This is a genomic window from Rhizobium sp. WW22, from assembly GCF_047041135.1.
Lineage (GTDB): Bacteria > Pseudomonadota > Alphaproteobacteria > Rhizobiales > Rhizobiaceae > Rhizobium.
Genome location: NZ_CP178198.1, coordinates 2,146,183 through 2,168,021, shown reverse-complemented (window position 1 = coordinate 2,168,021; position 21,839 = coordinate 2,146,183). Strand labels below are relative to the sequence as shown.

Below are 21,839 nucleotides of genomic sequence, written 5' to 3'. Positions count from 1 at the left end.
AGGTTTCATGACATCGGTGGCGCAGTGGCCGGCACTGGACCGGTCTTCGGGCGACCTAGAGGGGCAAGTCTACCGCTTGATGCGCGATCGTATCCTGCGCGGGCAGATGCCGGCAGGGCAACGGGTGCCGTCGACGCGGACGATGGCCCTCTCGTTCGGCGTTGCGCGCTCGACCGTGGTCAACGCCTATGATCGGCTCAAGGCGGAAGGCTATCTTCACGCGACATCTGGCGCGGCGACACGCGTCGCTGCGTTCCCGACGACGCCGTTGTCGGGTCAGGCTGCACCACCGCCCCCAAATTTGCCGCGTGTTACGGAATTCAAGACCGGGGGACTGTATGAACCCGGCGTGCCCGATGTCTCCACCTTTCCCCATGCCGCCTGGGCGCGTTGTCTCGGCGCTCGGGGTCGATCGTTGCGGGTGCATGATCTCGGCTACAGCGATCATGGCGGCATTCGCGAGTTGCGCGAGGCGATCCTCGAACACATCTCGGCGACGCGTGGCGTGGTCGCCCGGCCCGAGCAGATCGTGATCGTGCCGTCGACGGGTGCTGCAATCGGGCTGCTAGCGAGCGTGTTGCTTCAGCCCGATCATCGAGGCGACATCGTTTGGATGGAGGACCCGGGCTATGCCAGCGCGCAGGCGATCCTGCGGATGGCTGGGGCCAGCCTCGTGCCGGTGCCTTGCAATGCCGAGGGCATCGATATCGCGCAAGGGGCCGGGCCACCGCCGCGCCTGATCTATGTCACGCCCTCGCATCAATATCCGACCGGAGTCACCATGAGCCTGCCGCGTCGTCTCGCCTTGCTGGAGTTTGCACGCGCCAATGGCGCGATCGTGCTGGAAGACGACTATGACAGCGAGTTCCAATATGCGTCGCGTCCGATTGCCGCCCTGCAGGGCATCGATCACGGCGAGGTGGTCGCCTATATCGGCACCTTCTCGAAGACGCTCGCGCCCGGTCTGCGCGTCGCTTATGCCATCATTCCCTCGCGGCTTCTGGCGGCGACGGAAGCGGCGCAGCGGCTGAGGGGCGCCGTTGTGCCCGTTCACATTCAGGCGGCTCTTGCCGATTTCATGCGAGAAGGGCGGTTTCGCGCCCATTTGCGGCAGATGAACGGCATTTATGCCGAGCGCATGGCGGCAACCGTCGAAGCGCTTCGTCGCCATTGCGGCGATTGGCTTGATGTGGGCGAGGGTGGCGGCGGGCTGCAACTGGCAAGCTGGTTCCGCGACGGAAAGACCGATGATGTTGCCCTCGCGCGGATCATCAACGCCAGTGGTTTTGCAGTTCGGCCGATATCGGCGCTGTATCTTGGCCCTGCGCGACCCGGACTGCTGCTCGGCATTGCCCGTATGGAGGCCCAGGCTGCGGATGGGGCGGCTGCCAAAATTGCCAGACTGCTTGCAACGGTGCCTGTCAGCGCCTGAGAAACATCGCCCGATATTCGCGCGGTGTCATGCCTTTCAGCGCCTTGAACTGCCTGTTGAAATTGGCAAGCGAGGCATAGCCGACGGCATCGCTGATGTGCTGCACGGCCTGATCCGTGGAAGAGAGGCGGGCGCAGGCGTCGCCGATACGCATGCGCATGAGATAGTCCGATATCGTTCCGCCGGTATGGCGGCGAAACATGCGGTGCAGGCCGGAGACGCTGAGCGCCGCAATATCGGCCAGCTCATCGAGGCTGATCGCGCGGGCATAGTGCAGATGCATATGCGTGAGAACGCGGTCGATGCGCTCGCGGCTTTCCTTGAGATCCGGCGCCTGCGCCGGCGCGCTTGCGAGCGGTGTCGCGTGCCGGTCTTCCGCGACCCTCACCAGAATGCCGAGCAAAGCCAGAAGGCGCTCCACGGGAGGCTTTTCGAAAATGGTTTCGAAGGAGGAGCGGACGGCAGCGGAGGTTGTCTGCGAAAAGCGCAGGCCGTTATCTCCACGCTGCAGCATCGTTTCGATCGACCGGAATTCGACGGCGCCGCCTGTTATCTGCAATAGCCAGTCGCGATTGAACCAGAGAACCAAGGCAATATGCGGCTTTTCTTCCTCGATCTTGGCGCGCGAAACCCAGCTGTGCGGCAGATTGGGGCCGACGAGAACGAGATCGCCGTCACCGTAGTCGCCACTGTGATCGCCGATGAAGCGCTGGCCGATGGAATTCAGCGTCAGCGTCAGCTCGAATTCCGGATGGTGGTGCCACTGGAACGGAATGCAGTCGTCAAGCCTGCGGTTCAGCATGCTCCAGGAGGCTTCCGGCGAACGGGGCAGAACTTCGAGATAGGGCCTCATGGGGCGTCCATAATAAGAGGGAAGCCAGAATAGTATCAGAATTGGCCAGAGCCGAGCAACATCGCCGCGCCAACTAAAGTTACATCTGTCCCGTCACCCGAAACCAAAAGGGGTAGCCAAGATGGAGGAAACTTATGCAGCCTACCTTGAAACGAGACGCGCACCCGACCGCGTCAGCAGTCACAACGCAATTGAAAGATATCCAGAAGACATTGCCGCTCAGGGTGCTGTCGAAGGACGATTGGCAGCATTGGATCACGAAAGGCTATGTGATCGTGCGGCAGGCTGTGCCGGCAGCGAATGTCGAGCGGCTTGTCGACCTTTTGTGGCGTTTTGACGAGAAGGACCCGAACGATCCCTCCACCTGGTATGCGCCGCAGCGGCGCGAGCACAAGATGAAGGAGCTCAACAATACCGGCATGCTGGAGATCTACAATCACCAATATCTCTGGGACAACCGCATGGAAAGGCGCATCTACGATGTCTTTGTCGACATCTGGGATCGGGAGGATCTCTGGGTCACCATCGATCGTGCCAATCTCAATCCGCCGAAGAAGGTGAAGGGCAACCCAAATGGCTTCATTCATTGGGATGTCGACACTTCGATCCGGCCGCTGCCGATCGGCGTACAGGGTGTCTTAAGCCTGAAGAAGCAGGATGGCGATGTCGGTGGGTTTCAATGCGTGCCGGAACTCTTCGAGCATTTCGAGGAATGGGAAAAGACTCAGCCGGCCGATCGAGATCCGATGCATCCCGACATGACGGGCCTGTCGGTCGTCAACATCGACATGGAGCCGGGCGATCTGATGATCTTCAATTCGCTGCTCGCGCACGGCGTCCGCCCCAACCATTCGGATAACCGCGTTCGCATGGCACAATATATCTCCATGCATCCGGCGGAATACGACAATGTCGGCGAGCGCGAGGAACGTATCCGCCTATGGCGGGAGCTGGACTCTCCGAAGCGCGACGCCTTTCCTGGCGATCCCCGTGAATGGGAAAAGCACAACGCCACGACGGCCAAACTCACGCCGCTCGGTGAAAAGCTGCTGGGTCTCAAGCGCTGGTGAGCGACCGCGACTAACCTCTCAAAAAAATATCGAGCGGCTTGTGGCCGCTCGATTCAGTTATGCCGATGCGGGGATCAGCGCGTGGCCGTCAGATGTCGTTCCAGCGGCGGATGACCGGCTCGGTCAGGTCGTGCTCATAACCAAGCACGCTGATGCTCGTGGTATCGAGAACCAGATGCGCGCCACCTTCCGGCGGCAGGCCGACCCAGCGGGCGGCGAAGACGCGCAGGAAATGGGCGCTGGAAAAGATCAGAACGGAGCCGTCGATGTTGCGAAGTTCGCCGATGATCCGGTCGGCGCGGGCACCGACATCGGCGGCAGATTCGCCATTCGGGCAGCCGTCGCGAAAGACCTGCCAGCCGGGGCGTTCGGCAAGGATCGCCTTCGTGGTGATGCCCTCATAGGCGCCATAATCCCACTCCGCCAAATCGTCCTTGACGACGCGGCGGTCGCCGAAGCCGGCCAGCGCGCAGGTGTTTTGCGCGCGCTGCGAGGGGCTCGACCAGACGGCGGCGAAATCGATGAGGGGTAGGCGGCCCGCGAGTTTGCGGGCGGCTTCCTCGCCTGCAGCGGTCAGGGGAATATCGGTCCGGCCGGTATGCCTGCCGGAGAGGCTCCACTCCGTCTGTCCGTGGCGTACCAGATAGACTTCGGGATAGGCGCTGCTCATGCCGTTTCTCCTTTTCGCTACAGCATCGGCCCGAAAATCGGGATCGATTTTCGGAAAGCCCGATGCGTAGATTCAAACATTGAGAGCATCCTTTGTGCATCCGTACGGACGCACGGCGCTCTCGCGTGCGAAATTCTTCGCATCTGCGAAGGGTTCTGTCGAGAGTTAAGGCTGTTCGGTAAGTGTCGCGACAACCCTCTGCAAATCCAAGCTCTTGCAGAGGGTTGTGAATCTCATCGTTTCACGGCGCGGCGGACGCTGTAGAGCAGAATGGCGAGGCAGCCGATCAGCAGGAGAAGGCCGCCCGCGAGCGGTGGCATAGCGAAAAACTCCACCGCTCCGGCAATCACGAGAATGAGGATGAGGCAGAGCGTCGCGAGGCTGCCGTCATCGATGAACATGCCGATAAGCTCGGAGAGGGCGATGCGCAGGACGGTCATTGGGCTGCCTTTGCTGTTGGGTTGCCGCGCATGGCGCGGATGATGGCATAGGAGGCGAGCGAAACGATCGCGAAGATGGCGATCAGCGCGAGATCCTCGCCCGGCCAATGCGCGCCGATACCTTCACCGGTCCAGAAGATGCCGAAGCTTGTCAGCATCAGGCCGACCACGAATTTCAGGGTATTTTCCGGCACGGTGGCGAGCGGACGATGGACCAGCAGCCCGATTAGCATGACCAGCACGAAGGCGGCAAGGGCGCCGAGGCCGGCATAGAGCGTCAGGCCATGGGCACCGCCGACGGCAATCACGATGAAGACCACTTCGACACCTTCGAGCAGCACCGCCTTGAAGGCGGCAAGGCCGGCGAGATAATCGGCCCGGCGGTCCGTGGACTGCGCCTGCAAGGCGGCCGTCTCCTTCGAGAAGGCCGCTTCCTCGTCGTGCAGGGCGATGACGCCGAGCGACCGGAGGATGGCTTTGCGCAGCCAGCGCATGCCGAAGAGGATCAGCAGAATGCCAACTACGAATTGCAGCGTCTCAATCGGGATCAGCGCCAGCAGCGGTCCGAAGATGAGAACGAGGGCCGCCAGCACGGCAAGCGCAAGCGCGGCGCCGGTCAGTGCCGGGCGCCAGCTTCGCGTGACGCCGACGGCAAGAACGATGGTGAAGGCTTCCACGACTTCGACAAACGAGCCGAGGAAAGATGCCGTCACGGTGGAAAGAATGGGCGTGAGGCTGTTCATGAATTGATTCCCGAATGACGGTTAGGGCGTTGAATGCGAATGGTATTCTCCGGACGATTATTCTTCATGTCTTGGATGAGCCGAGGCTTGGCCATATGCCGATATTGCGTGTGCGTTGCACTTCGCCGTCGTTCACTTGCGTTTCCTCGTGCCGCGCTTGCTCCATGTCTTGTCGATCGCACCGCGCAGCTGGCTGAGCTGATCGAGGCTATTGATGGCGGAATCCTTGGCCTTCGCGGCAAGCGCGACGATCAAGGATTCGATTAGAACCAGCGTGCCGGCATGCATGGCGAGGTGACCGGCGTTGCCGCGCGGCACGGGCAGGACTTCGGCCACCTTGTCGGTCGTGAGCGGGCCGAGATCGTCGCTGATGAGGATGACCGGAACGCCATGTTTGCCCGCATGGTCGAGAAGCACTTCGACTTCACGATAGAGTGGCGCATAGGCCATAACCAGTACCGCATCACCTTTGCTGATCCAGAGCATGCGATCCGCAAGCGCTATGCCAGATGCCGAGAGCGCGCTGCTCGGCAGGCCGATGCGGTTGAACTGCAGGCTGGCATAATCCGCCATGGCGCCCGAGGGGCCGATGCCGAAGACATGACGTCGGGCTGCCTTGGCAAGAATATCGATACAGCGTTCGAAGCTTACGGCAAATTCCTTGCATCGCAGAACCTCCAAAGCCTGCTCGTGCATGCCGATGACATGGTGAAGCGCATGCTAGACTGGCCGCCGGTTTCAGCCAACGTGCGTTGCAGCCGCGTTCCGGGTGACGGCGTTCCGGTCAGCTCCTCAAGCAGGGCGGCCCGCAGCGTCGACAGGCTTTCGAAGCCGAGGTTGCGCGCCGTGCGGACGACCGTCGCGTCGCTGGTGCCGGCGAGCTGCGCGATCTGAGCGGCCGAATTCAACAGTGCGGCCTGCTTCTGATCGACGAAGAAACGCGCGATGCGTTGCTCGGCCGGTGCCAGCGTTTCGATTACATCGAGAACGCGATCTTCGAAAGCGCGAGGTTTCTGCGTCGTTTCTGCCATCGGGGACGTCTCTCGTAGTGAATACTACCAATTATATTATCTGTAGCATTTGCTGCAAGAGGATGACAGCGCAAAACAAAGGGCACTTCGCTGTATTGCGAAGCGCCCTTTTTGATCGCGTTGAAAGCCAAGCGCGCAGAGCTTGCTGTGACTATGCCGCCAACGCCGCGCGCACCGCCGGGATCACCTTCTGGCCGTAGAGTTCGATACAACGCAGCATCTTCTCGTGGCCGAGCGCGCCGGCGCTGTATTTCAGCTGGAAGCGGCTGATGCCGAGTGTCTTGACGACGGGGGCGAGCTTGGCGGCGACCGTTTCCGGTGAGCCGACATAGAGCGAGCCCTTTTCGATCTCATTGTCGAACTCAGCGCGCGTCATGGGCGGCCAGCCGCGCTCGCGGCCGATGCGGTCGCGCATCGCCTTGAAGCAGGGCCACAGCTCCTCGCGGGCCTGTTCGTCTGTTTCGGCGATATAGCCCGGAGAGTGGATGCCGATGGGCCGCACGGGCTTGCCGAGCTGTTCGAAGGCGCGGTGGTAGAGGTCGACATAGGGCTGGAAGCGATAGGGGCTTCCGCCGATGATCGCCAGCATCAGCGGCAGATCATAGTGAGCGGCACGCACCACCGATTCCGGGCTGCCGCCGACGCCGATCCAGGTCTTCAGCTGGCCGCTTTCGATGGTCGGGAAGACCTTCTGGTTGCGCAGCGGCGGGCGGATGCTGCCCTCCCAGTTCACAGGCTCGTTTTTAAGGAGAGCCGCGAACAGATCGAGCTTTTCCTCGAAGAGCTGCTCGTATTGCGACAGCTCGAACCCGAACAGTGGAAAGGACTCCGTAAACGAGCCACGGCCGAGAATGACCTCGGCGCGGCCGTTCGAAACCGCGTTCAGGCTGGAGAAGCGCTGAAACACACGGATCGGATCGTCCGAGCTCAGCACGGTAACGGCGGATCCCAGATGGATTTTTGATGTGCGGCTGGCGATGGCGGCCAGGATCGTCTCGGGCGAGGAGACGGCGAAATCCTCGCGGTGATGCTCGCCTATGCCGAAGAAGTCGATGCCGAGCTGATCGGCAAGGACGCCTTCCTCGACGACATTGCGCAGCACCTGCGCATGCGGCAGCGGCGTGCCCTTGTCGTCAAAGGTCACGTCGCCGAAAGTATCCAGGCCGAATTCGACATTGTTTGTCGTCATGATTTTTCCTGTCATGTGTCGAAATGATAATGTTGAGACAGCATGTAGTGCCGCTCCCGACCATCCACTACCCGGAAAGTTTCGGCTGAAATCTTCGAAGAATTCGATATGCCGATGGCAACCGACGATATTCGGCAACGCCGCCGTTGCGATCAGTGGCACTCAATCCGATATTACTTCGACGTCAGCACAGTCGGATCAGGAGAGGAAACACATGGTCGCACTGAAAAAGGTCAATCTTACCAAAGCTTTTGCCGCCTTCGATGAGACATGGAGTCCGCGCGTCGGCGGCGATATCAACGATTTCCAGGTGAAGCTCACGAAGCTGGAGGGTGCCTTCCATTGGCACCATCATGAAGAGGAGGACGAGCTCTTCCTGGTCGTCAAAGGCACGCTGCGCATGAAGCTGCGCGAGGAAAACGGCGGTGACGTCGTGCTCGGGCCGGGCGAATACATCATCGTTCCGCATGGGGTAGAACATTGTCCGGTCGCCGAGCCGACCTGCGAAGTCGTGTTGTTCGAGCGCAATACGACGCTCAATACCGGCAATGTCGAAAACGAGCGGACGATCCGCGAGCCCAAGCGTCTTTGAGCGATCCCGATGCTCCGGCGACCCTTAAAAAAGGCCGCCGGACATCATCTAGCCCATCATTTCAGCGCCAGCTTATTCGACGGCGTGCGGCAGGTGGCGAAAACATCCAGCTTCGGATCATAGACCTTCGTCGAGACGTCCATCATGCCGAGAATGCTGTGAAAGATGTTGTCGTGAGAGTAGGTACCCTCGGCGGCCTGCTTGGCGAGGCAGGCCATATCGAAGCCGGCGACCTTGGCGAGATCGTCAGCCATCCATACCAGCATCGGCACACGCGTCTGCTGTGAAGGGGCGATGATATAGGGCGTGCCGTGTAGATAGATGCCGTTTTCGCCGAGCGACTCGCCGTGATCGGAGAAATAGAGCACGGAGCCGGATATCGAGTTCGAGCGCTGCTTCAGCTTGTCGATAACCATGGCGACGATGTGATCCGTATAGAGGATCGTATTGTCATAGGCGTTGGCGATTTCCTCCTGCGAACAGGAGCTGAAGTCGTTGGAGCGGCAATCCGGCTGGAACCGGCGGAATTCTTCCGGGTAGCGCTGATAGTAGGCCGGGCCATGGCTGCCGAGCTGGTGCAGCACCAGCACGCTGTCGCCCTTCACCTTGTCCAACCAGCCGTCAACCTTATCGACGAGGATCTCGTCCTTGCATTCGCCGTCCTGGCAGAAGCGCGGATCGGCAGAGTGTGGCAGGAAGGTGTATGAAACGCGATTGGTGACGTCGTAGCTGCCTGTGTCGTTGTCGAGCCAGGTCACATCGACCTTGGCGTGGGTCAGCACATCGAGCAGGTTTTCCGTCTCCAGCCCCTTGCGATGGCTATATTGTTGGCGCGTGTAGACCGAGAACAGGCAAGGTATCGAGGTGGCCGTCGCGGTACCGCAGCTGCTCGTATTCGGGAAATAGACGACGTTGCGCTTTGCCAGCTCCGGATTGGTCATCTTGGCATAGCCGCCAAGCGAGAAGTTCTGCGCGCGGGCCGTCTCTCCGGCAACGATGATCGTCACACGCGGCTTGCCGTTGTTGACGGCGCCGACCCTGCGGGCATCCGTGCCCAGTGGCTCAGCCACGACATTTGCATTCCTTTGCGCATCGATGACGTATCGCACCGCGCTTGTGATCGGCATCACAGGATTGAGCGTATCCATCATGTCTCGGTGAGCGCGGCCGATGCCGGCATAGGTCTTGTAGAACGTCGTTCCGGCGGCGATGAAGATCGCCGAACAGGCAAGGATGACGGTGGTATTGTAGGCGAGCTTCTTGAGGATCGGGCGATGGACGATCCGAATCCACACGATGACCAGAGATGGCAAGACACCCGTCAGCAAAACATAGGTGATGAAGCGCGTCGTGATCAGATGGCTGCTTTCCGCGCCCGTCGAAACAGCCGCGTTGCGGATCATCTCCTTGTCGATAATGACGCCGAACTGGTCGTTGAACCAGGAAGATACCGAAGCCACCAGCACGAAGAAGATAAGAACCGGCTTCGTGACGTATTTGGCGGAGAAGAACGTGAAGAGCGCCATGATCGCCGCGGAGATACCAATGACGAAAGCGGCAAAGGCGGCCGGCTCGGCGATGAAATAGCCGTAAGCCTTGGTCCAGAACATCCGGTTTGTCACAAGAAGTACATAAAGCGTCGCTACAAGGCATAGCGTAATGCTGCCGATTGCTGGCGCGAACTTTTGTCGGCCAGGTGCTATTTTTTCGTTGGTCAATGATTGTCTCCGAGGCATGGGCTGGCGGCTGACGCAGAAAAGCCCATCACTACAGGTGTGCTTTGGCGGTCAAAGCACGCCACCATGGTGATCAATCCTGACATTTACCTGAACGGCGATTTGCCGCGCGGAGCCGGTTTGGCTCGAATTCAAGCTGTCTTTCCTTTTTGTCGATGTTGTGTCGAAAGTTCAGGTTGTCGTCAGAAATACGTCCCATAGGTTCCCGATTGCAATTGGGGATGCAATCGTGCGGCTTCTATTGGTCGAAGACAACACACTGATAGGCAATGCCGTGCAGGATCATCTGAATGCGGACGGCTGGTCGGTGGACTGGTCCGTGGATCTGGAATCCGCCAAGCTTGCCGCTGCAGCCGAAGCCCACGACGTCATGCTTCTCGATCTTCGATTGCCCGATGGCAGCGGCCTCGATCTGCTCAAGCTCATGGAAGCGCGCGGGGATAGAACCCCCATCATTGTCATGTCGGCCTATGATCAGCTGTCGGATCAGATGACGGCCATGAATATCGGTGCCGTCGATTATCTGGTGAAGCCTTTTGCACTGAGCGAAATGGCGGTTCGTGTTCGCAAGGCGGCAAGGCGCGGCCGCTTGATGCGGATGCGCACTGCCAGCTGAACCGACCCGGCTTCAGGATTTAGCCTGCGTTCCCGACCGCAGGAAATCGATGCTAGCCATCGCCGCGGCAAAGACCACCAGAGACAAGAGCCAGCCGAGCACCGCGTCGGACAGATAATGGGCTCCTGTCATTACGCGCATGACCGGCATCATGATCGAGATGATGGCGAGCGGGATACCCACGGAGAAGCGCAGCCGCGGCGGCAGAAGCAGCACAAGGCAAAGCAGCCAGCCGCCAGACGACGCTTCGCCCGAGACGAAGGAACAGTTTGCAAGACATCGACCGGCGAACGAACCTGCCTGAACGAAATCCAGCGAACCGCCGAAGAGATCCGTGGTGCGCGGTCTTGGCCTGCCGCCATAGGTTTTGAGCAGCGCGTTCACAATGAGGCCGCAGCCGACGCCGAGCGATATCAGTGCGGCGATATACCGATCCGCTTTCAATGTCCGCCAGCCTGCGCCGTCTTTATACCGAGATGAAATCAGGGCGGCGAACAGGACAAGAATGGCGATGTATGGCAGGGCGAGCGTCACGTTTCGCACCATGCGAAGGAGAGGATTTTTGGCGAGGGCAAAGGTACCGCAGACGTTGCCGACGGGGGAGGTCGATGCACAAGGCTCCGCCGTGAAGACGCTTTTTGCAACGGCGAGATCGATGCTTGGAAATCGATAGAAGACAAACAGCAGTGTCCACCAAAGCACGAACAGCGCGACAAACACAAAAAAGTATCTGCTTACCGGAGCGTTCCGTTTTGTGCAGGCAATGGAGTTGTCGTACATCTAAAAGTCGGCCGCTGTCTGAACACGTTCAAAGTGGATGCCCGCCCGCGTTGTGAAGGCGTCAGGAAACCACAATCGAGCGACTATTATGACAGAAGCCTTAAGCCAGGCTGAAAGGCAATGATCGGGAAGGCCTATCAAGGCCGCACAACCGCGCCGGATGCATGCGGCAAAGTGTTTGCGTTCTCTTTTGTCCCGGGCGGCGATCTATTCGCCGGTCTTGAAATAGGCTTCCAGCCGATAGCCGTCGGGATCGATGACGAAGGCGGCATAGTAGAATTGGCTATAGTCCGGCCTGATGCCCGGCTTGCCGTTGTCTTCGCCGCCATTGGCGATGCCTGCGGCATAGAAGGCGTCGACGGCTGCCTGGCTCGGGGCTACGAAACAGAAATGCAGCCCGGAGCCGCGATCGGCCGGCACGGGATGTTCCACCTCGCTCACCCAGAATTGCGCGCGTTCCGCGCCATATCCGACCGTACCGTCGAAGTTGGTGACGCGCTCATAGCCGAGAGGAGAAAGGGCCGCGTCATAAAATTTCTGCGCCCGCGCCAGATCTTTGACGCCGATCGAAATATGGTCGAACATGAAACAAGCTCCTGCCGTATTGTCTGCGAAGCTTTACGGAAGGCCCGCTCCTGGGGAAGCGTCGGCTTTCGAAACTCCGCGGATCGATTTCGTCTCACCATCTTGCAACGATCATGGGAAGTCAACAAAACGAAGGGAGGGTTTGTCTGGTCGCTTGATCCGGCTGCTTCTTCTATAAAGCGGTCCGGTGCCGCCGCGCCGCCGAGATAAACGGATGGGTGTCGAATTTACAGCTGTGCGGCTGCGATCTGATTTTTTGCAACGACTGTCGATTTCCAGAGCGCTGCTTCGTCGTCAATATGAGCGGGTTTGTTGAGCGGCAATGGTGCCGGCACCTCGCTTCCGGAGGACACTTTCGATGCGTTTCATGTCTATCGTCACTGCTAAGGATTTCATGCATCCGACGCCGGAGCTTGCCGAGGCCATTCACAAGATCGCCGATCGGGAAATCAAGGCCGGCCGTATGATCGATACGGCGGGGCTGATGCCGCTTGCGACGGGCGCCCGCGTCACGATCAAGGATGGCAAGTTGAGCGTGGTCGACGGCCCCTTCGTCGAGGCCAAGGAGGTTGTCGGCGGCTATGCCATCTTCGAGCTGCCAAGCAAGGAAGAGGCCGTAGCGCTCGCGGTCGAGTTCATGCAATTGCACAAGGATTTCATGCCAGGCTGGGAAGGCACATGTGAAGTACGTGCCTACTTCGAGCCAAATGCCGAGGGTGTATGCGACCCGCTCGCCGAAGCGAGGGCATAATGCTTTCGATCTGGCATCGGGGCGGGCGGCCTTGAAAGCCGCCGGCGCCCATCAGGCGATCCTGGCCGTCTGGCGGATCGAACAGCCGCGGCTGATCACCAGTCTCGCACGGTTGCTGCGCGACGTGCCGCTGGCTGAAGATCTGACGCAGGAAGCGTTGATTGTCGCCTTGGAACGGTGGCCGAAGACGGGCATCCCCGAGCGACCTGGCGCGTGGCTTATGACCATAGCTAAGCGCCGGGCGCTCGACCATTTGCGGCGGCGTCGGATGCTGGACCAGAAACACGAAATGATCGTTCGGGAGAGGGAGGAGGACGAGCAGATCATGCCCGATCTAGATACTCCTCTCGACGACGATATCGGCGATGAAATGCTGCGCTTGATCTTCACGGCATGCCATCCGCTGATCTCGCGCGAGGCACGGGTGGCGCTTGCCCTGCGAATGATCTGCGGCTTGACGACCGAGGAAATCGCCCGCGCGTTTCTGGTGTCTGAGGCAACGATCGCCCAGCGCATCGTCCGCGCCAAGAAGACCTTGTCGGAATCCGGGCTTTCCTACGAGACTCCGCACGGAGAGGAGCTGTCGCGGCGCCTCGCCTCGGTGCTGGAGGTCGTCTATCTGATCTTCAATGAGGGATATACGGCTGCGCGCGGCGAGAATTGGATGCGGCTGCAATTGTGCGGCGAGGCGCTGCGGCTCGGGCGAATATTGACGTCTGTGGCACCGCAGGAGCCGGAGGCACATGCTTTGCTGGCGCTGATGGAGATGAATGCGTCCCGAGCGGCGGCTAGGACGGACGCCGACGGTAATCCGATTTTGCTGCTCGATCAAAATCGTGACCGCTGGGATCGGCTGCAGATCCAGCGCGGCCTGAAAGCGCTGATGCGGGTGCATGAACTCGGCGGTGCCGGTGGAGTTTACGCGTTGCAAGCCGCGATCATCGCATGTCACGCAAAAGCGGGAACGGCCGATGAAACCGACTGGAGGCGGATCGCCGATCTCTATGCGGAGCTTGCCTTGCTTGTTCCTTCCCCGATCGTCGAACTCAATCGCGCTGTCGCGGTCGGCATGGCCGTAGGTCCCGAGATGGCATTGGAGATCATCGATGGTCTCCGCGATGAGCCTGCATTAAAGGATTATCATCTTCTGCCGAGCGTTCGCGGCGATCTTCTTTACAAGCTCGGCCGATATGATGAAGCGCGGCAAGCCTTCGAGACGGCAGCCGCGCTAGCTGAAAATCAGAGGGAGCGTGATCTCCTCCTGCGCCGCGCCGCCGAAGCCGCTGGCGTCGAGAAGAATTGACCCGCCGGCGAGGCGGGTCATCCTGCTTCGAGCTATTCCGCAGCCTGATAATTTGCGGCCTTGGCGGCGGACGAACGCGGGCCGACCGCTGCGAGCAGCGTGATGGCGGCAGCAAGGATCGTCACGAAACCGATGCCAGCGACATAGGGATTCCAACCGAAGTTCGGAGCTGCACTGAAGACGGCTGAGGCCGCCGCCAGGATGATGCCGCCGCCGATCTGGAAGGAGGCAAACAGCATGCCCGAAGCCAGGCCGGATTCGTCGTCGCCGACGTCAGAAAGGGCCGCGACCTGGATCGACGGATAGGTCATGGCATAACCGACGCCGAGCAGGAGCTGTGAGATGGCGACGAGCACTATCGTATCAATATGCCCGGCCGACAGCACCCAGAAGAGATAGCTGATGGCCTGCAGTCCCACGCCGAAGGTCATGAGAAGTGTCGTGCCGCGGTTCTGGCCTATCGTCGCAAAGCGTGGCGCCAGGAACATCACGCAGGTGCCGCCGATGGCGAAGGCAAAGCCTGTAGCGAAAGCCGACCAGCCGACGACGGTCTGATAATAGAGTGTCGCGATGAACTGGAAGCCGACATAGGCTCCCTGATACAGCGCAGCGATGGCATTGGCATGGCTGAGCTTGGTGCGGCGGAACATGGCAAGCGGGACCATCGGATCATGATGGCGCGATTCCACGATCAGGAACAGCACGATCAGGATCAACGCGGCGAGGAGCGAACCCCAGGTCGCGAAGGCCTGCCAGCCATCGGCGGCGGCATTGGTGACGCCGAAGACGAAGAGCAGCAGGCCGGGCGTGATCGTCAGGGCGCCGGCCCAATCGAAGCGGGCGCGTGGGCCGTTTCGCTTATGATCGGCAGGCAGGACGAGCGGGGCGATGATTAGCGCCAGGATGGCGACGGGAGCCCCCATGACGAGCGTCGCGCGCCAGCTGATGAGCGTTGCCGCTCCGCCCAGCACCATGCCGAGCACGAAGCCGGCAGCCCCGGTGGAGGAGAAGACGCCTAGGGCCTTCGCGCGAGCATTGCCTTCTCCAAAGACGGAGAGAAGGAGGGCCAGCGCCGCCGGCGCGGTGAAGGCCGCGGCAATGCCCTTGATCAGACGAGCGGCGATCAGGGCCGGGGCGCTGTCGACGAAACCGCCGGCAATACTGGCGGCGGCGAAGACGCCGAGCGACCAGAGGAAGACGCGGCGGTGGCCGAAGAGATCGGCAACACGGCCGCCGAGCAGCAGGAAGCCGCCATAGCCGAGCACATAGGCGCTGACGGCCCATTGCAGCGAGGTCGCCTGCATGCCTAGCTCTTTCTGGATTGCGGGCAGGGCCACGCCAATGGTGGAGACGTCCATGGCGTCGAGGAAATTGGCGGCGCATAGCAGCAGCAACGCCAATCCCGCCCCGCTTCGGGTTTGGGAAGAAGTCATTGGGATCGTTCCTTTCTAGGCTGCCACCTCTTGGGAGGGTGAAAGCGGCAGGGAACGAGAAAATGTACATCTTCCAACCCTATTGCAAATTGATAGTAACCATGTCAGGTATTACTCATAATGATGAATGATGCCACGCTTCGAAAAATCGATCTCAATCTGCTGCTCGCCTTCTCCGTGCTGATGCAGGAGCGGAATGTGAGCCGTGCGGCCGAGCGGCTGCTGCTCGGTCAGCCTGGTCTTTCCGCCGCACTTAAGCGCCTGCGCGAGACACTGGATGATGAATTGTTCGTGCGCGTCGGACGCGGCTTGCAGCCTACGCCGCGGGCGCTGTCCATCGCGCCGGCGATCGAGAATGCGCTCTCCGGCATCGAGCGCGCCATTCGCCCGCCGGCAGCCTTCGATCCGAAAAACTGGCATGGCGAGTTCCGCATCGGGCTCTGCGACAATCTCGAATCCTCCTTCTTCGGGCCGCTGGTGGCGCGGTTGCGTCAGCTTGCGCCGAATGCGCGGCTGACCAGCGTGGCGTTCGACCGGCGCGACGCCGTGCGTCTGTTGGACGAGGGCGTCTTCGACTTCAGCATCTCGGTGCATGACGAACCGGCCTCCTGGCATGTTCGCGCGCCGCTGTTCCAACAGGCGTCGCTCTGCATCTACGACGGCCGGCATCTGAAATGCGCTGCGCCGCTGAGCCTGAAGCATTTCGCCAACGCGCCGCATGTCACCGTTTCGCTTGAGGGTGCCATATCCACCAGTGTCGATGTCGCTCTCTCGCGGCTCGGCCATCGCCGGCAAGTCGTGGCGACCGTTCCTCGTTTTTCCGCACTGCCGTCGACGTTGCGAGCGATCCCGGCCATTGCGACGGTTCCGGAGGCCATCGCCCGCTGCATGGCGCAACTGCACGACTTGACGATTTCGGAGCCGCCGTTCGAACTGCCGGCCGACCCGGTAACGATGCTCTATCGCCGCGTCGATCAGGCCGACAGCCGTTCGGTATGGTTCCGCCGGCTTTTCGTTGAGGTCGTTAAGGAAGCGCTCGAGGCCAGCGGGTGCCGCATGGGCGTTTCCACGGATGCCTGCTGCTACGATCCGTCTGAACTCGCAGAAGCTGTGTGACCCTTCGAGCGGAGGCGCCATGATCCGTCGTACCTCACGCCTTTCCCTGCGGATGCCGGAAGAGCGGGACATCGACTTCCTCACAGCCTTGTTCCTGCGGCCGGAACTGGTCGCCCATAGGCCCGATCCGAGACCGGATTCTCCCGAAGAGAGTGCTCGACGTCTCGCCCGTGACCGGGCGCATTGGCGCCTGCATGGATTCGGGCGCTGGGCGATCGAAGCGGAGGGGCAGCTGATCGGTTTCGGAGGCGTTACCGTTTCAACGGAATTTGAGGGGCTCAATCTCTCCTATCATCTACATCCCGATCATTGGGGAAACGGCTATGCGACGGAGCTGGTGAGGGAGGCGCTGGTCTTCGCCGGCAACGATCTGCAGGCGAAGCGCGTCATCGGACTTGTGCGTCCCGTCAATACCGCCTCCCGGCGCGTGCTGGAAAACTGCGGTTTCGGTTTCGAGCGGGAAGTCATGCTCCATGGAGCGCCGACTCATCTGCTTTCCTATCGGATGGCAGCGGCTGACATCGACCGACCGGCTTAGCCGTCCGGATAGGGCATGCCATCCTTGTGCACGAAACGCCCATCCGTGCTCGAGCTCATCATATCGACATCGGAACAGGTGATGAGGTCGGTCGGAGAGCGCGTTCCGACCTCGAGATAAACAGCCGTCCTGGTGGATTTGTTGATCATATGATGCCCGTTACCCGAGCCTTTCGGGAAGGCGGCGCAATCGCCTGCACGCAGCACGGTTTCGCCGTCGTCTTCTATCAGCGTCAGTTCGCCCTCCAGCACATAGACGAACTCATCTTCCTCCGAATGCCAGTGCCGTTGGCTCGACCAGTTGCCCGGTGGCAGCCGCATGAGGTTGATACCGAAATCCTTGAGGCCTCCCGCATCACCCAGCCGCTGGCGTATGCGCTCGGCGCAGGGTTCGTTGAACGGCGCGGGATAACGTGTACCCTTGATCTTCGGGATGGCTGCGATGTCGATCTTCGGCATGAGGGTGTGCCTGCGATTTGTTGTGGGGGAGGTTGTTGGCGCCGAGGGGAATTTAGCAATGATTGCTGGTCATGGTCCAGTTAGGCGTCGCGAACACTTCTTTTTGGGTGCTGGATGGGCAAGCGGCAAAGGATGTACTCGGTGTTACCTTCACACCTTCAACCAACCATGATGTACGGCATCAGCATTAGAGGGCGGCAAATGCTTGGAGTCAGAGTACTAGTCGGGGCTTTAGCGGTTTTCGTGCAGGTCACGACGCTCGCCGCCGCATGCGATCAGACCATCATCATCTCCAACTGGAAATCCTGCGCCTTGGGCCCTCTTGGAACGACTGCTGGCATGTCTGACTGGAATGCAGTTCCTCAATGGGTACGAGACAACCAAATCAAGCCGTACTTCTTTGGAGATCCTCGGCTTCTCGCCGTACATGGTCTCTGCAATGCGAAATTCCATCGCGTGGTGCTGTGCTTGCCGGGATGGCAAGAGAGCAAAGATAAGGCTGCGTGCTGGTACATGATTTGCAGCGGGCACCAAGCTTCTCAAGGCTGATCGCAATCACTGCTTCGTGCAGCAAACCTTTCGAACGAACGCGTTACCCCAGGTCACGATGGCGTCATCCGGAATGGAACCGCTGGCCTTCAGTTTGGTCAACAGCGCCTCGGCGTCGTCAGGGGCAAACGTTCGGTCCAGCGTGATGGCAAACCAACCGTTACTTGCTAGGAACGCCGTGAGCGGAAGCGGCGAACCGCGAATGTATTGCTCGGTCTGGGGGTAATTGTTGAAGCTCTTCACCTGAACGAACTGCGAACCATAAGGCCCAGCACCAAACTCTGCGACCCAGACCCAAGAGCGCAACATGTAGCCGACCTTGTTTCCGATCCGGACATGGAACCACTTGCCGGTATCGTCCAGAATGGTAAGCGGGCTGCCATTCATGAAGGTCACAACGGTTTGCGAACCCGAAGAGGGGGCGGCCTTAAGCGGTGCTTGTCCTTTATAGTTCTGCACGCGGCCGCTCTTGGCAACTGGGATAGCGAGCGACGGCAATGGCTCTGCGGCGGTTGGCGGTAAGCTTGCCTGCGTTGATGGCTGTTGGGACGCAGCTTGGCCGGCTGGAGGCAGAGCGAGTGGTGCGATGCTTGGGAGAGGCGTGGTTGCGGTCTGAGCAGGAGGTGCTTCTCTCGGTTGCGCTCCGGTCATCGTAAGGTGATATTTCTCCATCTCGCTGCCGGAGAGATATCGGATGTCATCGCTGTTATAGGTAAGGGCGAGCTGGAGGATAGCAGGATCTACGCCCATCTCTGTCATGTAGGCCATGATATTGGCCGTCATCTGCTGAACGGCTGAAACGGCATCCGCAACATTCAGCGTTGTATCGTCTGAGAACGATGATTTATGGACACCTATGGCGCCCGGTTGGGCAAAACGTAGCGTGCCTCCCATGAAGGCGAGCGAACATGCCGAGGCGCATTCAAGGCCGCGAGCCTGCATGGTGATCAGATGCAGAGACCGAATAAGCCGGCCTAGCTCCATAGCTTTTGCGACGCTGCCACCGGAAGAATTGAAGGTCACTGCCTGCGTACTGCTAATCTGAGCAGAGGTAACGAACTTAGAAAGATCGTCCGTGCTCTCAAATTCACCATTCACTATGAGATAATGTAACCCGTTATCGGTCACCCCGGGCGTGTACGAAAGGGCTGCCAACGCTGGGCTGCCGTTCGCTGCCAATAAACTAAAAGCTGCCAGCAAGGCAGTGCCTCTATATTTTCCACCAGGCAAATTCGGCATAGCACTGAAGACCTAAGACTACCCGAGGCTATAGTGGGACATCGATAGGCGTTTCACAAGATGGGTGTGTTAACCAATTGGAATGATCGTTAAGGGCGAGTCCGGCTGATCTACCCCATCGAGACCTTCCTGCCATCTAATGTGTCCAACCCTTATGCTCTAGCTAGGTGAAGTGGCAGATTATTGCTAAGGTCCTGGAAGTCTAGATGTATTGAGCTTTCAATGCATTAGGAAAATAGTGGCGCACCCGACAGGATTCGAACCTGTGACCTTTGGAATCGGAATCCAACACTCTATCCAGCTGAGCTACGGGTGCATGCCGTGGCGGTTTGAATCGCCTGTCCGATGGCTGGTTCTTAGCCTAGGAAAGGCTTGGCTTCAATCGAGAAAATTCAGGAAAGCGTGAGATCGGACGTTTTGTTGGGATAAGGCCGCGGGCTTTGAGCGCGCGGCCTTGGTGTCATCGGCCGTTCCGGCTCATTCCTTCATCGCGCCGGGGCCGGGGATGGCTTTGGGCGGCACCTTGCCGAGGATGATCATGCCCAGCACCTCGTCCTTGGTGACGTCTTCGGTGCGGGCGTGGCCGACAACCTGGCCGTTCTTCATGACCGAGACGCGGTCGGCAAGGTCGAAGACGTCGTGGATGTCGTGGCTGATGAGGAAGATGCCGATGCCTTCCTTCTTCAGCTGCTTAATGAGCTCGCCGACCTGTGCGGTCTCCTGGGGGCCGAGTGCTGCGGTCGGCTCGTCCATGATCAGGATGCGGGCGTCGAAGAGAATGGCGCGGGCGATCGCCACCGACTGGCGCTGGCCGCCGGAAAGCGCCTTCACCGGCTCCTTGAAGCGCTTGAAGTTGGGGTTGAGGCGTCCCATCACTTCGCGTGCCTTGGCTTCCATCGCGACGTCGTCGAGCGTACCCCAACGGGTCTGCAGCTCGCGGCCAAGATAGAGGTTGGCGGCGGCGTCGACATTGTCGGCGACGGCGAGCGTCTGGTAGATCGTCTCGATGCCGTATTTCTTGGCGTCGCGCGGGGTGCGGATATCGGCGGGCTCGCCGTTGATCAGGATATCGCCGCTGTCGCGCTTGTAGGCGCCGGAGAGAATCTTGATCAGCGTCGATTTGCCGGCGCCGTTATGGCCGAGAAGGGCGACGACTTCGCCGGGGTAGAGGTCCACCGAGGCGTTGTCGACCGCGTGGATGCCGCCGAAGGAGATGGAAATGTTCTTCATTTCCACAAGCGGAGTGGTTTGATCCGTCATGGTTCAGAATTCCTTTTACTTGGCGCGCGAGCGGTAGACGATGTCGAGCCAGACGGCGACCACCAAGACCACCCCGACGACGACGTTTTGAATCGGTGTGTCGACATTGGCGAGCCCCATGCCCGATTGCAGCGACTGCATGACCAGCGCGCCAAGCATGGCGCCGGCGACCGTGCCGCTGCCGCCGGCGAGCGACGTGCCGCCGATGACTGCAGCAGCGATGGTGAAGAGTTCGTAGGTGGTTCCCTGTGAGTTCACAGCCGAATTGAGGCGAGCGGTCGAAATCGCGGCTGCGACGGCGGCGAGCAGGCCCATCAGCGCGAAGATCTTCACGATGACCCAGCGGGTCTTGATGCCGGCAAGCTCTGCCGCTTCCGGGTTGCCGCCGATCGCGAAGACATAACGGCCGAAGCGCAGGCGCGTCGCGATGAAAGTCATCACAATGCCGATGAGAACGGCGATGAGGACCGGCACCGCGATGCCATAGGGGATATCGAGGCCGTTCTCGGGCCACGTGATATTGTGCTCGGTGGCGTAGCGCTTGGCGATGCCGACCGGCCAGTCATAACTGTTGAAGAGATAGACGGTACCGAGGACGAGCAGGGAGCCGAGGCCGGCAAGGAAGTATTCCGCCCAGAGGGGGCGGCGCGGAAAGTGGAAGCGCTTTCTTTGCTGGCGTGAGCCGACGATGCCGACAATGATCAGCAGGCAGGAAATCACGCCGACCACCCAGCTCCAGGTGGCGCCGATCGAGCCGGTGGCGCCGCTGCCGCCCATGATGACGAAGGTGGAATCCATCGGCGCCACGGTCTGACCGCTGGTGACGTACCACGCAAGGCCGCGCCAGACGAGAAGGCCGCCAAGCGTCACGATGAAGGAGGGAACGTTCATGAAGGCGATGATCGCGCCCTGGAAGGTGCCGATGGCCGTGCCAATCGCCAGGCCGCAGAGGAGGGTGATGATCCACGTCCAGGAGCTGTCGAAGCCGAGATATTGCGGCAGCCATTTTGCCTGCATGACGCCCATGATCATGGCGACGAAACCGAGCACGGAGCCTACCGACAGGTCGATGTTGCGCGTGACGATGACCAGTACCATGCCCGTGGCGAGAACCGCGATTTCGCAGGTCTGCACCGAAAGGTTCCAAAGGTTTCTCGCCGTCAGAAATTCCCGACCGTCGAAGACCCTGAGATAGAGATCGAAGCCGATCCAGATGATCAGTAGCGCTCCTATCATGCCGAGCAGGCGGGTATCGATTTCCGTGGCGCGCAGAAACCGGGTGATCGCGCCGGCATCCGCGTTCCTAGGCCCGCTCGATGTGGTGGACTGTGTCATGTCGGCCATCGCTTTGCCGTTCTCCCTCTGTCGGGCGCGGCCGGCGACGCATTCTGGCAATCGCTGGCAATCGCGCCAATCTCAAAAATGTCTGCCATCGCCTGCAACCCGGCCTTTATC

Annotated in this window: 23 protein-coding genes and 1 tRNA gene; 8 read left to right on the top strand and 16 right to left on the bottom strand. The window is 60.2% G+C overall.

Features of this window, described 5'->3' with window-relative positions:
• The first annotated feature begins 7 nt into the window (after positions 1–7).
• On the top strand, positions 8–1,432 hold the full coding sequence (locus ACK83U_RS10720; RefSeq protein ID WP_112604602.1) for a PLP-dependent aminotransferase family protein: 1,425 nt from the start codon (positions 8–10) through the stop codon (positions 1,430–1,432).
• On the opposite strand, the gene ACK83U_RS10715 is transcribed toward ACK83U_RS10720, so the two are convergent.
• On the bottom strand, positions 1,422–2,285 hold the full coding sequence (locus ACK83U_RS10715; RefSeq protein ID WP_112415463.1) for an AraC family transcriptional regulator: 864 nt from the start codon (positions 2,283–2,285) through the stop codon (positions 1,422–1,424). The two genes, ACK83U_RS10720 and ACK83U_RS10715, sit on opposite strands and share 11 nt — an antisense overlap.
• 134 nt (positions 2,286–2,419) lie before the next feature.
• Here ACK83U_RS10715 and ACK83U_RS10710 point away from each other — a divergent pair, with 134 nt between their 5' ends.
• On the top strand, positions 2,420–3,355 hold the full coding sequence (locus ACK83U_RS10710) for a phytanoyl-CoA dioxygenase family protein (protein ID WP_112604605.1): 936 nt from the start codon (positions 2,420–2,422) through the stop codon (positions 3,353–3,355).
• An 88-nt stretch (positions 3,356–3,443) separates the two neighbouring features.
• On the opposite strand, the gene ACK83U_RS10705 is transcribed toward ACK83U_RS10710, so the two are convergent.
• The 6 genes from ACK83U_RS10705 to ACK83U_RS10680 form a co-directional block, all read right to left on the bottom strand.
• Complete coding sequence (locus tag ACK83U_RS10705; RefSeq protein WP_112604608.1) at positions 3,444–4,025, bottom strand: histidine phosphatase family protein; 582 nt, start codon at positions 4,023–4,025, stop codon at positions 3,444–3,446.
• A gap of 233 nt (positions 4,026–4,258) precedes the next feature.
• Entirely contained in the window at positions 4,259–4,465 is a 207-nt protein-coding gene (locus ACK83U_RS10700; RefSeq protein ID WP_112415466.1) for a hypothetical protein, read from the bottom strand.
• Complete coding sequence (locus tag ACK83U_RS10695; protein WP_112604611.1) at positions 4,462–5,208, bottom strand: COG4280 domain-containing protein; 747 nt, start codon at positions 5,206–5,208, stop codon at positions 4,462–4,464. Before ACK83U_RS10695 ends, ACK83U_RS10700 begins: the two co-directional genes overlap by 4 nt.
• A gap of 132 nt (positions 5,209–5,340) precedes the next feature.
• Positions 5,341–5,889: a MurR/RpiR family transcriptional regulator gene (locus ACK83U_RS10690; RefSeq protein ID WP_412474592.1), complete on the bottom strand. Its 549-nt coding sequence runs from the start codon at positions 5,887–5,889 to the stop codon at positions 5,341–5,343.
• A complete protein-coding gene (locus tag ACK83U_RS10685; protein WP_412474591.1) occupies positions 5,856–6,239 on the bottom strand; it encodes a MurR/RpiR family transcriptional regulator in 384 nt (127 codons plus the stop codon). The genes ACK83U_RS10690 and ACK83U_RS10685 overlap by 34 nt, the downstream gene beginning before the upstream one ends.
• A 151-nt stretch (positions 6,240–6,390) precedes the next feature.
• The gene (locus ACK83U_RS10680) at positions 6,391–7,428 is read right to left on the bottom strand and encodes an LLM class flavin-dependent oxidoreductase (RefSeq protein WP_112604617.1); all 1,038 of its coding nucleotides are present in this window, start codon (positions 7,426–7,428) and stop codon (positions 6,391–6,393) included.
• A 214-nt stretch (positions 7,429–7,642) separates the two neighbouring features.
• Here ACK83U_RS10680 and ACK83U_RS10675 point away from each other — a divergent pair, with 214 nt between their 5' ends.
• Positions 7,643–8,020, top strand: a complete 378-nt coding sequence (locus ACK83U_RS10675) for a cupin domain-containing protein (protein WP_112334855.1) — start codon at positions 7,643–7,645, stop codon at positions 8,018–8,020.
• A gap of 56 nt (positions 8,021–8,076) precedes the next feature.
• Here ACK83U_RS10675 and ACK83U_RS10670 read toward each other — a convergent pair whose 3' ends face one another.
• Entirely contained in the window at positions 8,077–9,756 is a 1,680-nt protein-coding gene (locus ACK83U_RS10670; RefSeq protein ID WP_112604620.1) for a phosphoethanolamine transferase, read from the bottom strand.
• Between the two features lie 229 nt (positions 9,757–9,985).
• Here ACK83U_RS10670 and ACK83U_RS10665 point away from each other — a divergent pair, with 229 nt between their 5' ends.
• A complete protein-coding gene (locus ACK83U_RS10665; RefSeq protein WP_112415471.1) occupies positions 9,986–10,372 on the top strand; it encodes a response regulator in 387 nt (128 codons plus the stop codon).
• A 12-nt stretch (positions 10,373–10,384) separates the two neighbouring features.
• On the opposite strand, the gene ACK83U_RS10660 is transcribed toward ACK83U_RS10665, so the two are convergent.
• Both ACK83U_RS10660 and ACK83U_RS10655 read right to left on the bottom strand, forming a co-directional pair.
• Complete coding sequence (locus ACK83U_RS10660) at positions 10,385–11,092, bottom strand: phosphatase PAP2 family protein (RefSeq protein WP_348648112.1); 708 nt, start codon at positions 11,090–11,092, stop codon at positions 10,385–10,387.
• Between the two features lie 267 nt (positions 11,093–11,359).
• Positions 11,360–11,737, bottom strand: coding sequence for a VOC family protein (locus tag ACK83U_RS10655; protein ID WP_112415473.1), 378 nt, complete (start codon positions 11,735–11,737; stop codon positions 11,360–11,362).
• Positions 11,738–12,095: 358 nt separating this feature from the next.
• On the opposite strand from ACK83U_RS10655, the gene ACK83U_RS10650 reads away from it, so the two are divergent.
• Together ACK83U_RS10650 and ACK83U_RS10645 are read left to right on the top strand one after the other, a co-directional pair.
• Positions 12,096–12,488 carry a YciI family protein gene (locus ACK83U_RS10650; RefSeq protein WP_112604625.1) on the top strand — a complete coding sequence of 131 codons (393 nt, stop codon included), beginning with the start codon at positions 12,096–12,098 and terminating at the stop codon, positions 12,486–12,488.
• A 31-nt stretch (positions 12,489–12,519) separates the two neighbouring features.
• Positions 12,520–13,791, top strand: coding sequence for an RNA polymerase sigma factor (locus ACK83U_RS10645; RefSeq protein WP_112605596.1), 1,272 nt, complete (start codon positions 12,520–12,522; stop codon positions 13,789–13,791).
• 32 nt (positions 13,792–13,823) lie between these two features.
• Here ACK83U_RS10645 and ACK83U_RS10640 read toward each other — a convergent pair whose 3' ends face one another.
• A complete protein-coding gene (locus ACK83U_RS10640; protein ID WP_112604628.1) occupies positions 13,824–15,224 on the bottom strand; it encodes an MFS transporter in 1,401 nt (466 codons plus the stop codon).
• Positions 15,225–15,344: 120 nt separating this feature from the next.
• On the opposite strand from ACK83U_RS10640, the gene ACK83U_RS10635 reads away from it, so the two are divergent.
• Positions 15,345–16,340: a LysR family transcriptional regulator gene (locus ACK83U_RS10635; RefSeq protein WP_112604631.1), complete on the top strand. Its 996-nt coding sequence runs from the start codon at positions 15,345–15,347 to the stop codon at positions 16,338–16,340.
• 19 nt (positions 16,341–16,359) lie between these two features.
• Positions 16,360–16,878: a GNAT family N-acetyltransferase gene (locus tag ACK83U_RS10630; RefSeq protein WP_112604634.1), complete on the top strand. Its 519-nt coding sequence runs from the start codon at positions 16,360–16,362 to the stop codon at positions 16,876–16,878.
• Here the strand turns inward: ACK83U_RS10630 and ACK83U_RS10625 are convergent.
• The 5 genes from ACK83U_RS10625 to ACK83U_RS10605 all read right to left on the bottom strand — a co-directional run bounded on the left by ACK83U_RS10625 (position 16,875) and on the right by ACK83U_RS10605 (position 21,728).
• Positions 16,875–17,336, bottom strand: a complete 462-nt coding sequence (locus tag ACK83U_RS10625; RefSeq protein ID WP_112604637.1) for a cupin domain-containing protein — start codon at positions 17,334–17,336, stop codon at positions 16,875–16,877. The two genes, ACK83U_RS10630 and ACK83U_RS10625, sit on opposite strands and share 4 nt — an antisense overlap.
• A gap of 555 nt (positions 17,337–17,891) precedes the next feature.
• Positions 17,892–19,085: an SH3 domain-containing protein gene (locus ACK83U_RS10620; RefSeq protein WP_162708020.1), complete on the bottom strand. Its 1,194-nt coding sequence runs from the start codon at positions 19,083–19,085 to the stop codon at positions 17,892–17,894.
• 278 nt (positions 19,086–19,363) lie between these two features.
• Positions 19,364–19,440: transfer RNA gene (locus ACK83U_RS10615), tRNA-Arg, on the bottom strand.
• A gap of 161 nt (positions 19,441–19,601) precedes the next feature.
• Entirely contained in the window at positions 19,602–20,384 is a 783-nt protein-coding gene (locus tag ACK83U_RS10610) for an ATP-binding cassette domain-containing protein (protein WP_015340760.1), read from the bottom strand.
• A gap of 15 nt (positions 20,385–20,399) precedes the next feature.
• Positions 20,400–21,728: a sugar ABC transporter permease gene (locus ACK83U_RS10605; protein ID WP_112604646.1), complete on the bottom strand. Its 1,329-nt coding sequence runs from the start codon at positions 21,726–21,728 to the stop codon at positions 20,400–20,402.
• Positions 21,729–21,839: the final 111 nt, after the last annotated feature.

Excerpts from the sequence above, each read along its gene's own strand:
- ACK83U_RS10720 (WP_112604602.1), top strand. The coding sequence starts at position 8 with ATGACATCGGTGGCGCAGTGGCCGGCACTGGACCGGTCTTCGGGCGAC.
- ACK83U_RS10715 (WP_112415463.1), bottom strand. The coding sequence starts at position 2,285 with ATGAGGCCCTATCTCGAAGTTCTGCCCCGTTCGCCGGAAGCCTCCTGG.
- ACK83U_RS10710 (WP_112604605.1), top strand. The coding sequence starts at position 2,420 with ATGCAGCCTACCTTGAAACGAGACGCGCACCCGACCGCGTCAGCAGTC.
- ACK83U_RS10705 (WP_112604608.1), bottom strand. The coding sequence starts at position 4,025 with ATGAGCAGCGCCTATCCCGAAGTCTATCTGGTACGCCACGGACAGACG.
- ACK83U_RS10700 (WP_112415466.1), bottom strand. The coding sequence starts at position 4,465 with ATGACCGTCCTGCGCATCGCCCTCTCCGAGCTTATCGGCATGTTCATC.
- ACK83U_RS10695 (WP_112604611.1), bottom strand. The coding sequence starts at position 5,208 with ATGAACAGCCTCACGCCCATTCTTTCCACCGTGACGGCATCTTTCCTC.
- ACK83U_RS10685 (WP_412474591.1), bottom strand. The coding sequence starts at position 6,239 with ATGGCAGAAACGACGCAGAAACCTCGCGCTTTCGAAGATCGCGTTCTC.
- ACK83U_RS10680 (WP_112604617.1), bottom strand. The coding sequence starts at position 7,428 with ATGACGACAAACAATGTCGAATTCGGCCTGGATACTTTCGGCGACGTG.
- ACK83U_RS10675 (WP_112334855.1), top strand. The coding sequence starts at position 7,643 with ATGGTCGCACTGAAAAAGGTCAATCTTACCAAAGCTTTTGCCGCCTTC.
- ACK83U_RS10670 (WP_112604620.1), bottom strand. The coding sequence starts at position 9,756 with ATGCCTCGGAGACAATCATTGACCAACGAAAAAATAGCACCTGGCCGA.
- ACK83U_RS10655 (WP_112415473.1), bottom strand. The coding sequence starts at position 11,737 with ATGTTCGACCATATTTCGATCGGCGTCAAAGATCTGGCGCGGGCGCAG.
- ACK83U_RS10650 (WP_112604625.1), top strand. The coding sequence starts at position 12,096 with ATGCGTTTCATGTCTATCGTCACTGCTAAGGATTTCATGCATCCGACG.
- ACK83U_RS10640 (WP_112604628.1), bottom strand. The coding sequence starts at position 15,224 with ATGACTTCTTCCCAAACCCGAAGCGGGGCGGGATTGGCGTTGCTGCTG.
- ACK83U_RS10635 (WP_112604631.1), top strand. The coding sequence starts at position 15,345 with ATGATGAATGATGCCACGCTTCGAAAAATCGATCTCAATCTGCTGCTC.
- ACK83U_RS10630 (WP_112604634.1), top strand. The coding sequence starts at position 16,360 with ATGATCCGTCGTACCTCACGCCTTTCCCTGCGGATGCCGGAAGAGCGG.
- ACK83U_RS10625 (WP_112604637.1), bottom strand. The coding sequence starts at position 17,336 with ATGCCGAAGATCGACATCGCAGCCATCCCGAAGATCAAGGGTACACGT.
- ACK83U_RS10610 (WP_015340760.1), bottom strand. The coding sequence starts at position 20,384 with ATGACGGATCAAACCACTCCGCTTGTGGAAATGAAGAACATTTCCATC.
- ACK83U_RS10605 (WP_112604646.1), bottom strand. The coding sequence starts at position 21,728 with ATGGCCGACATGACACAGTCCACCACATCGAGCGGGCCTAGGAACGCG.